This window comes from Paenibacillus xanthanilyticus (assembly GCF_042682185.1).
Classification (GTDB): Bacteria; Bacillota; Bacilli; order Paenibacillales; family Paenibacillaceae; genus Paenibacillus_Z; species Paenibacillus_Z xanthanilyticus.
The window spans coordinates 3,542,074-3,556,169 of sequence record NZ_JBHUHA010000001.1; the positions used below are offsets into that span (position 1 = coordinate 3,542,074).

Sequence of the window (14,096 nt, forward strand, 5' to 3'; positions counted from 1 at the left end):
ATGCGTTATGCGGGTAATTTTGGCGTCGGTTTGATTTGGGGTTCGGTGCTTAGCGCGCTTCTCTGGATGTCGTTCATCGGCTGGATTCAGCTGATCAGTTCCTCCTTCGACCTTTATCTAAAGTAGAGCTCCCATATATGAAGCCGCCTCGGCCGAGGCGGCTTTTGTTTATATACAGTTCGAACGCATCCAACTCGCCACAGCGAGCAATAGCCTACGCATGCGATACTGGCGGTTTTTAAGGAGGATTTTACCATATCTTGTAGAAATTATACCCAATCTCATCTACCCATGGAGGATTCGCATGAAGCTCATTCGCAATGGCCTGGCGGCGGCCGTCTCTTTGCTGCTCGCCGCATCTCCGCTTCAAGCTTGGGCGGCGCAGCCGGCAGCTCCCGCACCGCAAACGAAGGTGTACCTGAACGGCAAGCCGCTCGCCCTGGACGCGTCGCCGATCATGCGCGGCGGCACGACGCTCGTGCCGTTCCGGCCGATTTTCGAAGCGCTTGGCATTCCCGTCGCCTGGGATCCGCAGCAGCGTCAAATCACGGGACGCGGCGGACAAACCGACATCGTGCTAACGCTCGGCAGCAGGGCCGCTACGGTGAACGGCAAGCAAACAACGCTTGCCGCATCCCCGGAAGCCGTGAATGGCGTCGCCTATGTCCCGCTTCGTTTGGTGGGCGAAGCATCGCAATATTCGGTGGCATGGAATCCGGCGTCGCGGGCGATTACGTTGGATCGCAAAGCGGGAACTGCAATCGCGAGCAGCCCGACCCCGTCCTCCTCGTCTGAAGCCCCCGGGCAGCCGGAAGCGCCGATATCCGGACAGAACGCCCCCGGCTGGATTACAGGAGAAGTGCAGGGCGCAACCGGTCACACCTGGAACGTGCAGCTTTGGCAAGTGTTCCCTGATGGCAGTCAACAGAAGCATTCGGAGGCTATAACCGACACATTAGGGCGCTTCTCGTTCTCGGGTCTAACGATCGGCCAGACGTATATCGCGCAGGGACGATGGCCGGATTCGGCCGGCTTGCGCGCCGGCCGGTTCGTCTATCAGGAAGACCCGCCTCCCATTTTAATGCAAGCGATGCCGAATACGGCGGTTATCCGGTTCCTGCTCCCGGACGGAGAGCCGATCGCCGGTTCCGATATCGAGGTCGCGCGCCAAGGCGGCGAGAATAGCGAACCGAGCATCACGTATCATATCGAAGGCACGAGCACCTATTTGCTCCCCGGCCTTCAAGAAGGCAAGAGCTACACCCTATCCGCGAAATTGAACGGCAGTCTCTTCGGTTATACCGTTGAACCCTTCACGTTCACCTATGCCGCCGGTCAACCCAACCGTTACGACCTGCCGTTGAAAGAGGCGGTGGACGCGTTAACCGGGAAAGTCGTCGACGAAGCCGGTAAGCCGATGCAAAACATTCAGATCGACTTTTATGACCCGAACGATGGGTCGTGGAGCCGAACGGTCTATACGAACAAGGACGGCCGTTATGCCGTTAACGGTTTTCAAAATGGACGCGCCTATCGCTATTTCGTTCGGCCTTCCGCGCCGATGGCGGACGTGCGCAGCGAGTACGCGCACAACGCAGGCGAGACGTTCACCTACACGGCTGGTCTGAAAGAGCTGCCGACGCAGACGATACGCCGCGTGCAGCTGACCGGCACCGTCAAATCGCAGCTTGGCGAACCTTTGCAAGCTTTTGTCACCCTTGAAAACGCCGCCGGTAAGCAGATCGCCAGCTCTCCGGCAAACGCGGAAGGCATCTTCGGGTTGCCCGCGCTCGTGGAAGGTCAAAGCTACACGGTTACGATTTTGCATACGAACCGTCTATTCACCCCGGATACGTCATCCTGGGTCAGCGCATACGCCGCGAAGCCAGAAAAGAAAACGTTTGTTTATGCCTCGTCGATGACGACCTTGGAATTCACGCTGCACGTCAACCCGCCTCTGCTGGGCGGAAAAGTTCAAACGGCGGAAGGCCAAGCCGCTAACGGCGCAAGGGTGCATGTCGAATACGCGGATGGCAGCTCATCCCGTTCCTACTCGTCCATTTCCGGCATCGACGGCAAGTTCATGATCAATACCGACGGCTTCAAAAAAGGCCAAGCCTACGCGGTCAGCGCCGACGGCAGCATGAAATCGCAGACATATCCATTCACGATTCAGGACAATAAAGTCGACCTGCCGATTCTGGTGCTGGACACACGCCCAACAGCTAACCCGTTAAACAAACGCCATAAACGCACGAAAGATGCCCGGCTTTCCGCCGCGGCATCTTTTCGTTCTCCATAGGCTAGTTCTCGCGAATGACGCCCTTCTTCAGGATGACGTTCCCGTACTGCGCCCGCTCTCCGGTCGCTACGATGGCATACGCCGCGCGCGCCCGTTCATAGAACGCGAAGCGCTCCACAAATCCAACCTCGATATCGGCACCCGCCCGCTCCGCGATAATGGTCCCGTACGTGGCCCAGATCGGCGTCGCGACGTGATCGCCCGCGACCTTCTCCATCAGCAGCACCGGTTGATCGACATATTGGTCGAGCGGCATGAGCGTTAGGATGCCATCCAGCAAAGCGGGGATCGGATGCCCGTCGGCGCGGAGGAGCCGCCGCGCGCAGCTTGCCGCCGGGAAGTTGGCGTCGGCCAGCACGAGCTCGTCGCCATGCCCCATTTCCATCAGCGTCTTCAGCAAGTCCGGCGAGAGAATGGAAGGGATGCCATTTAGCATGAGAGGTCCCCCTTATAGACGGCGAACGCAGATAGAGTCGGCTGCCACCGCGAGTCCATGATCGTCAGGCGGATCGCGCGCGATGCGACCGTCTCGAATCGGCAGATCCTTTTGCGGCCGACGACCGTTCCGTCATATACGGGCACCCACTCCCCATCCACCCGCGCCTCCAGCTTGAACCGCTCGATCCGCTGACTGTACCGGTGTTCCTGAAGCACGACATGGTTGAACGTCGCGGACTCCGACAGCTCCACGACGATCTCCGCCCGCTCGGTCCCTTCCTCCGGCGCCCAATACGTATCGGGATTGCCGTCCAGCATGTTCGCGCCATCGTGCCCATGCGCCGACTCCGATGCGGATACGGCCGCCCCCTGAGCTAGATCCGTCCGGAAAATAGCCCGCAGCGTCTCGCCTAGTTCCCGCAGCCGCGCCACGTCGTTCTCGTGGAATAAGCCGCGGCGGTCGGGCGGAATGTTGAGCAGGAACGTCGCGTTGCCGCCGACGGCCCCGTAATAGACGTGCAGCAGCTCCTCCAGCGATTTGACCCGATCGTCCTCAGACGCGTGGTAGAACCAGCCCGGACGAATCGACGTATTCACCTCGGCCGGATACCAGATGAGCCGGCTCTCCCGCTCGATGACGGCGCGGCTGCCCAGGTCCTCGTCCTGCGAATCGTAGCGCTTGGCAAACTCGCGGTCGTCCGCCTGCTGGGAGACCGCTTGAATCTTCTCGTTGTCCCGCAGCGACGCGGGCACAACGCTCCACTCCGACTCACGGCAGTGTCCGGCCTCGTTGCCGCACCAGCGGATGTCCGGTCCGCACACCGAGATGGCCGCGCCCGGTTGAAGCTCGCGCACCGTCGCATAGTAAGCGTCCCAGTCGTACTCCTGCCGCTTGCCGTTCGGCCCTTCGCCGCACGCCCCGTCGAACCAGACGCAGAAAATATCGCCATACCCGGTCAGCAGCTCCCGCAGCTGCGCGATGAAATAAGCGTTATACGTCGGTGAGTCGCCGTATGTAGGCTCATGGCGGTCCCAAGGGGAGAGGTAGATGCCGAACTTCAGCCCGCCTCGGCGGCACGCCTCCGCGACTTCCCGCACGACGTCGCCCTGGCCGTTCTTCCACGGGCTGCTCTTCACCGAATGCGCCGTGTAGGCGGTCGGCCACAGACAGAAGCCGTCGTGGTGCTTGCACGTCAGGATGAGTCCCTTCATACCCGCGGCCAGGCAAGCCTCGACCCATTGGTCCGCGTCCAGCTCGGCGGGATTGAAGATCGCCGGCGACTCCGTGCCATGCCCCCACTCCTCGTCCGTGAACGTGTTGACCGTGAAATGAACGAATGCGTAAAACTCCATGTCCTGCAAAGCAACCTGGCGTTCGGTCGGCGCGACGAGCGCCGCGCGTTGGATGACGCTGTTCATCATGAACTCCCCCAAAGTTAGTTGAGTGTACGATTTTGAGTTATCGATAACTCAAATGGATTTGAGCTTATTATACGCGGTGCATAGGAGCGTGTATAGACTCAATTTTCACGGCCGGCAGCGCAAAAAACGACCGCGCCGCTTCTCGCCGCACAGTCGTCTCAATTTCTCGCGCTATAACCTGCTGCCAAGTTAAACGGTCTGCCGCCCCCATCTCTTTCTCCAAAAAGCTTGCAGTCTAAGATACGCTCTGCTGGTTCACCAAATAATGATACATTCCTTGGCGCGCCAGCAGCTCGTCGTGCGTGCCCGCTTCCGCGATCAGGCCGCCGTCCAACACGAGGATGAGGTCCGCGCTTCGGATCGTGCTCAGCCGGTGCGCAATGATCAGCGTCGTGCGGCCGCTCAGCATCTGCGCCATGTTCTGCTGAATGATCCGCTCCGATTCCGTGTCGAGCGCGCTCGTCGCCTCGTCGAAGATCAAAATCCGCGGGTTGTTCAGCAGCGCGCGGGCGATAACGATCCGCTGCCGCTGGCCGCCGGAGAGGCGCATGCCGCCCTCGCCGATCATCGTGTCGTAGCCGAGCGGGAGCGACGCGATGAAGTCGTGCGCGCCGGCGAGCCGCGCCGCCCGCTCCACGTCCTCCTGCGCCACCGGCATCCCCGCTCCAGCCGCATGCAGCGCGATGTTGTCGCGGACGCTCGCGCGGAAGAGGACCGTCTCCTGCTGCACGACGCCGACCTGCTTGCGGATCGACGACGCATGCACGCCCGAGAGCGGATAGCCGTCGATCGCGATCGACCCGCTCGTCGGCTCCAGCAGCTTCAGCAGCAAATTCGCGAGCGTCGATTTGCCCGAGCCGCTCCGGCCTACGAGGGCGACGGTCTGGCCCGGCTGAATCTCGACGTTCATATTCTGCAAAATCATCTTGCCGCCCCGGTAATATTGGAACGACACGTTATCGAACCGGATATGGCCGCGAATGCTCGGCAGCGTCCGCATCAGCTCCGGCGCGGGATGCTCGGGCGTCGACTCGTACACATCGTTCAGCCGCTCCATCGAGATGCGCGCCTCCGACAGCGTGCCCGTCATCTGCGAGATCGCCTCCAGCGCGTGCATGAACGAGGCGAACAACACGGTGAACGCGACTAGTTCGCCGACGCTGAGCGTCTCCGCCAGCACGAACCGGGAGCCGAAGTAAAGGAGCGCCACGTTGCTGAGCGCGCTTAGCAGCGCTTGGCCGGAAGTCAGCCAGAGCGTCAGCCGGTTGCCTTCGAAACGCAGCCGCAGCTGCTCCGCCAGCTTCTCCAGCAGCTTGCCCCGCACGGCCCGCTCCATGGCGAGTCCCTTCACCGTCTGGATCGCGCCGATCGCCTCGACCACCTGCGTCTGCGATTCGCCTTCGGCGAGCATTTGCTTGCGATAGTTCCGCCGCACCTTCGGCAGCAGCGCCGCATACAGCAGGACGTACACCGGGATGACCGCCAAGGCGATAAACGCCAAAGCCGCGTTGTAGTAGAACATGAGGCCGCCGTAGACAAGCAGCGTCAGCACATCAAGCGCAAGCTGAATGCCGTGGTCGGTCAGCAGCTGGCGGACCTTCTCGTTCTCGTAGACGCGGGTGATGATGTCCCCGGACGTCCGCTTCGTGAAATACGTATACGGCAGGCGGAACAGATGCCGGTAGAAGTTCTCCAGCATCGCCCGGTCGATCCGGTAGGCGAGCTTGCCGATGAGCAGCTGACGGATCGCGATGCCCGCGGCGCTCGCGAGCGCGAGCGATACCATCGCCAGCAGAAGCACATGCAGAAGCGACATGTTCCGCGCGTCCAGCACACGGTCGAAAATTTGCTGCGTCATGACCGGGAACGCGAGATAGACGAGCTCGATCAGCGCCGATAGCGCGATCGCCGGAACGAGCAGCCCCGCGAACGGCTTGAATACGGCAGCGTACCGGCGCCACAAGCTCTCTTCGTCGTTCAAGCGCACCAGCTTATCCGTCGGCGCGAGCGTCACAACCAGACCGGTCCAATGCTTCGCCAGCTTCTCCATGGTGATCGTCTCCACGTCGCCTACGGCCGGATCGGCGATGACCGCTCCGTCCGGACGGACCTCGTAGACGACGACGTAGTGGTTGCCGTTCCAGTGGGCGATGAAGGGCACGGGCAACTGCGCGAGCTGGGCGGCCGTAATTTTCAGCCCCTTCGCCTCGAAGCCGAGCGATTCGCCCGTCTCGGTGAGCGACAGCATCGACGTTCCCTCCACGCCGACGTTGCATCGCTCCCGCATCCGGTTGACGCTCGCCTTCATCCCGTAATACCGGGCGATCATCGTCAGGCACGTCGGCCCGCAGTCCATCTCGTTCTGCTGCATCAGCGCCGGGTAGCGCTTGCGGCCAAGCCCTCTCAGGCGGTCAACGAGCTTCGGCGATGCTTCCCGCTCCGGCTCGAGTACCGCTTCCGCGGGTGCCGCGGCTTCGTCTTCCTCCTTCGCCATGACCGGCATTGGGGCCGCCGAATAATGCGCGGAGATTCGGCGGATCGAATCCAGGATGACGGGATAGCGGACGACCAGCTCGTCGAAATCCGCCTTGGCCAGCCGGAACGCTGTCACCTCGCCTATCGCGCGAATGCTCGCTTTGCGCGGCGCGCCGGTCAGCAGCGCAAGCTCGCCGAAGAAATCGCCCGGATACAGCCGGTTGACGACCTGCCGCTCGGCCCCGATTTCCACGTCGACCGTGCCGGATTTGAGAATATAGAACGAGTCGCCCACGTCGCCCTCGCTCACGAGCAGCTCGCCGGGCGCATAGTCGCAGATGCCCAGATGGTCGAGCAGCGACCGAATCGCCGAGGAATCGACGTGCGTAAAGACGGTATTGTTCTTCAGGAAGGCGTTCAACGCCTCGGAAGAGATGAACTGGCGCATGTAATTCGCCAGCACCGGGTGATCGTTCAGCACCGCCTCGAATTGCTCGCGCCCCACGCGCAGCACCTTGAGCGCCGTCGATGCCCGAATGGCGATGTCCGAACGCTCCTCGCCCAGCAAGCCATGTTCGCCGAAATGCTCGCCCGGCCCGACGAGTCCCAGATTGCTCTCCTTCCGCCCTTCGCCGATCCCGATCTTGCGCGCCTGGCCGTCGACGATGACATAGAACGCGTCGACCGGAACATCGTGCGGCACGACCGTCTCGCCCATGCGGTACCGCTCGGTCCGCATCTCGGCCGCTAACGCTTCTTTCTCCTCCGCCGAAAGCAGATTGAACAGCGGCACGCGATGCAAATAATCCATGTTGTCTATGCCCGCCATTCTATACCTCCGCTCCCTTCCATAGACTTACGCGAATTTCCGCTTCCGACATACGCCGCGCCAGCAGGTCCGCGAATAGAAGCTCGCGAATCGTCTCGTTCGTTTCTTCGTCCAGCTCGGCCGGCCGCAGCGACTCGATCAGCACGAGCATATGGCCGGATTTCGTCTCCAGCGGTCCGATCACGTCTCCGGCCTGCCCGCCGAATACTGCCGCCGCCAGCTCCCCTCCCAGCTCGTCCCTTCCGAATTCGCCGGCGTAACCGCCCGCCATGCGGGTCGACTCCTCCTGCGAGAAGGCCCGCGCCAGCTTGAAGAACGGCTCGCCCTCCTCCACACGGAAGAGGAGCTCCATCGCTTCGCCATGCTCCGCGACGAGCAGCCGCGAGATCTCGGCACGATCGAACGATGCCCGATGCTCGTGGAAAAATTTCGCGATCTCCGCCTCTCCGATCAAGGTCCCCGCCAGCTTCCGCCGCAGAATGCCCGCGCGCACATAGTCCGTCAGGTCGCCCAGCTGCAGACCATGCTGCTGCAGCCATTCGCTCGTCTTCGCCGCGGTGAAGAGCCCTCGGCGCTTGCGGTAGTCGTTCAGCGCGGAGCCGGTCTCTTCTTGGGTGGCCGCAATTCCCGCGTCCGCCGCCCATGCCGCGATGACCACGCGCTCGATGCTTTGCTCCACCGCTTGCAGCGTATCCGACAGCAAGCCCTGCCGGAGCAGATCTTTATAGGTAATGACTTGGCCGCCAACGCGCACCGCCGCATCTTGTAATCGGTCCATCCGTCCCACTTCTTTCTTCCTATCGATCCTCTTATTATAGCAAGGAGCTCTATCGCGTAATAGACGCTCAATCGACAATCGCCGACACTTGCGGGCGCGCAGGCCACGACCTGACGCGAAGTCGATCCGCCGCGATCCGCATGCCAAAAAGGACGGGGTGCCCCGTCCTCTTCATTGTACCGAACGCCGTACCCGCCGCAGTATACCGCGTTGGGGGGTATATTCGACGGCTGCGCGTTTCAGCCCTTACGCTCGATCACGCGGAACGAAGCGGTCGCCAGCGACAGCAGCTTGCCGTCCTCGCCGGTCAACCGTCCTTCGGCCGTGATCATGCGGCCGCTCATATGCGCGATCGAAGCGGATGCGGTTACCCGACCAGCCTTGACCGGAGACGTAAAATGGATGTTCAAGCTGGAGGTCACCACGTCTTCGCCCGGACGCGCGCTCATCGCGATCATGCCCATCGCCGTATCGAGCAGCGACGTATGCACGCCCCCGTGCAAAATGCCGATCATGTTCAGGTGATGCTCCTTGACGTCCAGCCCGATGACGACCTCGCGCTCGTCCTGACCGATCAGCTCGCAGCCGAGATAACCCCAGAACGTGCGGCTCGCCAGCTCCAGCACCGCCTCATCATACAGGCCTTTTGCCTTATCCATCCGATGCTCCTCCTTTCAGCCGTGCATGCGGGCCTGCGGCAACAGCCCAAGATGGCGGGAAGTTCGGCGTCGCATGAAGCCGGCAACCGACCGCCGCGATCGCCCCGCCGCTATTTGACCGTCCGCGCCTCCTCGTTCTTCTGCTCTTCCTCCACGAGCTTGCGGCGCAGCACCTTCCCCGCGATCGACTTCGGCAGGCTGTCGCGGAATTCGTAGATGCGCGGCACCTTGTAGGCGGCCAGCCGCTCCTTGCACCACGCCTTCAGCTCCGCTTCGGTCAGCTGCGCCCCTTCCCTGCGCACGACGTATACTTTGACGGTCTCGCCGCGGTATTGATCCGGTACGCCCAGCACGACGCACTCCTCGACGGCCGGATGCTCGAACAGCACTTCCTCGATCTCGCGCGGGAAAATGTTGTAGCCCCCGGCGATAATCATGTCCTTCATCCGGTCCATAATGAAGAAATACCCGTCCTCGTCCATTCGCGCCATGTCGCCCGTCCGCAGCCAGCCGTCCTTCAGCACCTTGGCCGTTTCGTCCGGCCGCTGCCAGTAGCCCTTCATGACCTGCGGCCCCCGAACCGCGAGCTCGCCCATCATGCCCATCGGCAAATCCTCCCCCGTCTCAGGATGGACGATTTTGGCGATCGTATCCGGGAACGGGACGCCGATCGAGCCTTTTTTGCGATGCTCCCAAATCGGGTTCGCGTGCGTGACCGGAGAGGCTTCCGTCAGTCCATAGCCTTCGATCAAACGCCCCCCCGTAATCGCCTCGAACCGCTCCTGCACCTCGTGCGGAAGCGGCGCGGCGCCGCTGATGCAAATGTTGATCGACGACAGATCGTAGTCGCGGATCTTCGGATGATTGATGAGCGCGATATACATCGTCGGCGCGCCTGGGAAAATCGTCGGCTTGCGCTTGGTGATCGTCTGCAAAATCGCCTCGACCTCGAACCTCGGGACAAGCAGCATTTCGCCCCCGAGCATGACCGCCTGGTTCAGCAGGACGGTCAGTCCGAAGACGTGGAAGAATGGAAGCGCTGCCAAATATCGTTCTCGGCCGGGTACGACTTTGTACGCCCACAGGCTCGTCTGGATCGTATTGGCGATCATGTTCGAGTGGGTCAGCATGACGCCTTTCGATACGCCGGTCGTGCCGCCCGTATATTGCAGCAGCGCGAGATCGTTATCTGCGTCGACCTCGGCGTGTATCGGCGAAGCCGGCTGGGCGCGCAGAAACTTCGGGAACGCGTGCACCCGTCCGCCGAACTGCACCTCGCGGTCGTGGCCGTCCTTCTTCGCCTTGATCGGATAGAGCAAGTTCTTCGGGAACGGCAAGTAATCCTTGATCGACCCGACGATGAGCTGCATGTCGGTCATGCTCGTCACGGCGCTCATCACCTTGCGGAACAACAGGTCGAGCGTGACGATCAGCACGGCGCCGGAGTCCTTCAGCTGGTGCTCCAGCTCGCGCTGCATATAGAGCGGGTTGGTCATGACGACTATGCCGCCCGCCAGCAGCGTGCCGTAGTACGCAATGACCAGCTGGGGACAGTTGGGCAGCACGATGGCCACCCGATCCCCTTTCTTCACGCCGAGCCTGCGGATGCCATGGGCGAACCGGTACGCCGACTGCAGCAGCTCGGCATAGGTGACCTTCTTGTCCATGAAGCTAAGCGCCGCGTGGTTCGGATAACGGGAGGCCGATTCCACGAGGAAATCGGCCAGATTTTGCTTCGGATACGGGTAAGTCGAAGGCACTTCTTGCGGATAATGGAGGTACCATGGCTGCTGTGACAAAACCCATCACCTCTTAGGTTAAGAATCGCTCCTAGACGGAGTACGATTCGGATTGAATAACGCGCGCCGCGATGTGGCGCTTGAGCTGCACGGTATTGACGGAGCTGCGGCGCGTGAGCTTCTTCAGCACGGACAGCTGGGTGCGGAGCATGTCGCCGGTCTCGATCGTCGACAGAATTTCCTTCGCCAAGCTCTCGATCTCCGCGAACGCCTCGTGAATGAACACGCGCGTCATCGCGATCGCCTGCGCCGATTTCTCTTCGCCCTGCTTGTCGACGAGCTTCTGCGTACGCAGCAGCGCGCTCTCCATTGCGAAGACCTGGATCATGATGTCCGCCAGATTGCTCAGCGATTCCTGCTCCTGCTCGAGCTTCGGCCCGAACTTCTGCACCGCCGTGCCGCCCGCCATGAGGAAGATCTTCTTCGCCATGCCGACCAGATGCGCCTCTTCCGCAAGCGTCCCCTCGAATACTTGGCCCGGGATCAGCTGCAGCAGCTCGCCTTGGAGCGCCTGCGCTTTCTGAAGGAGCGGCAGCTCGCCTTTCATCGCGCGCTTCACGAGCGTGCCCGGAATGAGGAGGCGGTTGATTTCATTCGTGCCTTCGAAAATGCGGTTAATGCGCGAGTCGCGGTAGATGCGCTCGACTTTGTATTCTTGAATGAAGCCGTAGCCGCCGTGAATTTGGACGCCTTCGTCCGCCACGAAGTCGAGCACCTCGGAGCCGAACACTTTGTTGATCGAGCATTCGATGGCGTATTCGGCGATCGCCTTCGCCGACAGCCCGCCCGCTTCCGCCGAGTTATGGTCGATGTCCGCGAGTCCTGCATCCATGAGACCGGCTGTGCGGTAAATGACGCTCTCGAGCACGTACGTCTTCGTGTTCATCTCCGCCAGCTTCTTGCCGATGAGCGGGAACGAGGAGATCGGCTTGCCGAACTGGGTGCGCTCGTTCGCGTATTTCGCGCTCAGGTCAATCGCTTCCTTCGCCGCGCCGAGGCAGCCGACGGCCAGCTTGTATCGGCCAATGTTCAGGATATTGAAGGCGATGAGATGGCCTTTGCCGACCTCCCATAACAAGTTCTCGACCGGCACCTTCACTTCCTCTAGAATGAGCGGGCGCGTCGAGCTTCCTTTTATCCCCATCTTCTTCTCTTCCGGACCGAGGCTGACGCCCTCCATCGTGCGCTCGACGATGAACGTGCTGAAGTGCTGGCCGTCTACCTTCGCATACACGATGAACACGTCCGCGAAACCGGCGTTCGTGATGAACTGCTTCGTGCCGTTCAGCACGTAGTGCGTGCCGTCCTCGGACAGCTTCGCCGTCGCCTTCGCGCCGAGCGCGTCGGACCCGGAGGACGGCTCGGTGAGGCAATACGCTGCGATGCGCGCGCCGCTGGCAAGATCCGGCAGGTACTTGCGCTTCTGCTCGGGCGAGCCGAAGTAGACGATCGGGAGCGTGCCAATGCCGACGTGCGCGCCGATCGAGAGCGCGAAGGACGCCGCGCGGGAGAGCTTCTCGCTGATGAGCGTGGAGCTGACCTTGTCGAGGCCGAGGCCGTCGAACGCTTCCGGCACGTCCGCGCTCAAGAGGCCGAGCTCGCCGGCCTTGCGCATGAGCTTCACGGTGAGGTCGTAGTCCAGCTTCTCCAGATGCTCATCCACCGGCAGCACGTCGCGCTCGATGAATTCCGCCGTCGTCTCGGCGATCATGCGCTGCTCTTCGGTCAGGTCGTCCGCGGTGACGATGGAACGGAAATCGAAGTCCTCAATAATGAAGCTGCCGCCGACGACTTTATCGAACGTTTTATCCATAGGGGAAAACCTCCTGAAATTGTGGTGTTATAAGGTGGAGCTGAAATCGATTCGAAACACGTCGCTCCGCCGGATGGAATGTTCTTTCGATCGCTGTTGTACCTGAGTTTCTGGATTCAACCCGATAACGGTTGAAACTCAGGTACAAAGGCGACCACTGACGTTTCTCCAGAATCATTCATCCTTGCTGCGCTCGTTGTTTCACCGTTTCAGATCAACCTTATAAAGGATTGATTTCATTGTTTTCTGAGCAGCTGCTGAAGAGAGACTTCGCGTCTTCTCTTCGAGTTGGATAGAACCCGAGAGCGCCTTCAGTCCTAATCCCGTGCAGCTTCTGACTCTAGTTGCAGCTTCACGTCGGGTTTCGCCGACTTCACAATCTGCTCGCCTACTCCGGATAGACCTCGAACACCCCTGCCGCGCCCATGCCGCCGCCGATGCACATGGAGACGACGCCATGGCCGCCGCCGCGTCTGCGCAGCTCGTGAATGAGGCTCGCGGTCAGCTTGGTGCCCGTGCAGCCGAGCGGATGGCCGAGCGCGATCGCGCCGCCGTTGACGTTGACTTTGTCTTCGTCGAGTTCCAAGGCGCGGATGATGTGCAGGCACTGGGAGGCGAATGCTTCGTTGATCTCGAATAGGTCGACCTCGGCGACGGAGAGGCCGGCTTTCTTGAGCGCCTTCGGGATCGCTTCGACCGGGCCGACGCCCATGATGTCCGGGTCGACGCCCGCGAGGGCGAACGACTTGAACGCGGCGAGCGGCTTGAGACCCAGCTCGTCGGCCCGCTCGCGGCTCATGACGAGTACCGCCGCGCCGCCGTCGCTCATCTGCGACGCGTTGCCCGCGGTGACGCTGCCGGTCGGCTTGAACGCCGGGCGCAGCTTCGCGAGGCCCTGCTCGGTCGTGTCCGGACGGACGCCTTCGTCCATCTCGAGGACGAGCTTCTTCTCCCACGCTTTGCCGTTATCGAAGCCGCGGACGCTCGTCGCGACCGGCACGATCTCATCCTTGAACGCGCCGCGCGCCAGCGCCGCCGCGGCTTTGCGGTGGCTATTGGCCGCGAAGCGGTCCTGGTCCTCGCGGGAGATGCCGAAGCGGTCCGCCACGTTCTCCGCCGTGTGGCCCATGCCGATGTAGATGTCCGGCCGCTCGTCGACGATGACCGGATGCGGCGCCGGCTTGAAGCCGGCCATCGGCACGTGGCTCATGCTCTCGACGCCCCCGGCGATAATGACGTCCGCGCCGCCGCTCATGATGCGCTCCGCCGCGAAGGCGATCGACTGCAGGCCGGAGGAACAGAACCGGTTGATCGTCAGCGCCGGCACCGTCGACGGGAAGCCCGCGTACAGCGACATGATCCGCGCGAAGTTAAGCCCCTGCTCGCCCTCCGGCATGGCGCAGCCGATAATGATGTCCTCGACGTCTTCCTTGTTCACGCCCGGCGCGCGGTCGATGACCGCCTCCAGCACCGCCTTGCCGAGGTCCTCGGCCCGCGTGTGCACGAAGCTCCCTTTCTTGGCGCGGCCCACCGGCGTCCGCGCGACCGATACAATGACTGCTTCTCTCATGCGTTGTTCGC

General features: G+C 61.8%; 10 protein-coding genes. 2 read left to right on the top strand and 8 right to left on the bottom strand.

The features are described from left to right. Entirely contained in the window at positions 1-126 is a 126-nt protein-coding gene (locus ACFSKT_RS15225) for a hypothetical protein (RefSeq protein WP_281288249.1), read from the top strand. Positions 127-304: 178 nt separating this feature from the next. Next, a complete protein-coding gene (locus ACFSKT_RS15230; RefSeq protein WP_377721829.1) occupies positions 305-2,302 on the top strand; it encodes a stalk domain-containing protein in 1,998 nt (665 codons plus the stop codon). Between the two features lies 1 nt (position 2,303). On the opposite strand, the gene ACFSKT_RS15235 is transcribed toward ACFSKT_RS15230, so the two are convergent. The 8 genes from ACFSKT_RS15235 to ACFSKT_RS15270 form a co-directional block, all read right to left on the bottom strand. Continuing rightward, positions 2,304-2,738, bottom strand: coding sequence for an RbsD/FucU family protein (locus tag ACFSKT_RS15235; protein ID WP_377721830.1), 435 nt, complete (start codon positions 2,736-2,738; stop codon positions 2,304-2,306). Beyond that, entirely contained in the window at positions 2,732-4,159 is a 1,428-nt protein-coding gene (locus tag ACFSKT_RS15240; RefSeq protein ID WP_377721993.1) for an alpha-L-fucosidase, read from the bottom strand. Before ACFSKT_RS15240 ends, ACFSKT_RS15235 begins: the two co-directional genes overlap by 7 nt. A 238-nt stretch (positions 4,160-4,397) precedes the next feature. Beyond that, positions 4,398-7,466 carry a peptidase domain-containing ABC transporter gene (locus ACFSKT_RS15245; protein WP_377721831.1) on the bottom strand — a complete coding sequence of 1,023 codons (3,069 nt, stop codon included), beginning with the start codon at positions 7,464-7,466 and terminating at the stop codon, positions 4,398-4,400. A gap of 1 nt (position 7,467) precedes the next feature. Continuing rightward, on the bottom strand, positions 7,468-8,244 hold the full coding sequence (locus ACFSKT_RS15250; RefSeq protein WP_377721832.1) for a peptidylprolyl isomerase: 777 nt from the start codon (positions 8,242-8,244) through the stop codon (positions 7,468-7,470). 239 nt (positions 8,245-8,483) lie between these two features. Then, complete coding sequence (locus tag ACFSKT_RS15255) at positions 8,484-8,903, bottom strand: PaaI family thioesterase (protein WP_377721833.1); 420 nt, start codon at positions 8,901-8,903, stop codon at positions 8,484-8,486. Positions 8,904-9,013: 110 nt separating this feature from the next. Further along, positions 9,014-10,702 (bottom strand): long-chain-fatty-acid--CoA ligase, encoded by a 1,689-nt coding sequence (locus ACFSKT_RS15260; protein WP_377721834.1) that lies wholly within the window; start codon positions 10,700-10,702, stop codon positions 9,014-9,016. Positions 10,703-10,733: 31 nt separating this feature from the next. Continuing rightward, on the bottom strand, positions 10,734-12,515 hold the full coding sequence (locus ACFSKT_RS15265) for an acyl-CoA dehydrogenase family protein (protein ID WP_377721835.1): 1,782 nt from the start codon (positions 12,513-12,515) through the stop codon (positions 10,734-10,736). 388 nt (positions 12,516-12,903) lie between these two features. Then, the gene (locus ACFSKT_RS15270; protein ID WP_377721836.1) at positions 12,904-14,085 is read right to left on the bottom strand and encodes an acetyl-CoA C-acyltransferase; all 1,182 of its coding nucleotides are present in this window, start codon (positions 14,083-14,085) and stop codon (positions 12,904-12,906) included. Positions 14,086-14,096 lie beyond the last annotated feature (11 nt).

Coding starts and splice junctions, on each gene's coding strand:
- ACFSKT_RS15225 (WP_281288249.1), top strand. CDS start 1: ATGCGTTATGCGGGTAATTTTGGCGTCGGTTTGATTTGGGGTTCGGTG.
- ACFSKT_RS15230 (WP_377721829.1), top strand. CDS start 305: ATGAAGCTCATTCGCAATGGCCTGGCGGCGGCCGTCTCTTTGCTGCTC.
- ACFSKT_RS15235 (WP_377721830.1), bottom strand. CDS start 2,738: ATGCTAAATGGCATCCCTTCCATTCTCTCGCCGGACTTGCTGAAGACG.
- ACFSKT_RS15240 (WP_377721993.1), bottom strand. CDS start 4,159: ATGAACAGCGTCATCCAACGCGCGGCGCTCGTCGCGCCGACCGAACGC.
- ACFSKT_RS15245 (WP_377721831.1), bottom strand. CDS start 7,466: ATGGCGGGCATAGACAACATGGATTATTTGCATCGCGTGCCGCTGTTC.
- ACFSKT_RS15250 (WP_377721832.1), bottom strand. CDS start 8,244: ATGGACCGATTACAAGATGCGGCGGTGCGCGTTGGCGGCCAAGTCATT.
- ACFSKT_RS15255 (WP_377721833.1), bottom strand. CDS start 8,903: ATGGATAAGGCAAAAGGCCTGTATGATGAGGCGGTGCTGGAGCTGGCG.
- ACFSKT_RS15265 (WP_377721835.1), bottom strand. CDS start 12,515: ATGGATAAAACGTTCGATAAAGTCGTCGGCGGCAGCTTCATTATTGAG.
- ACFSKT_RS15270 (WP_377721836.1), bottom strand. CDS start 14,085: ATGAGAGAAGCAGTCATTGTATCGGTCGCGCGGACGCCGGTGGGCCGC.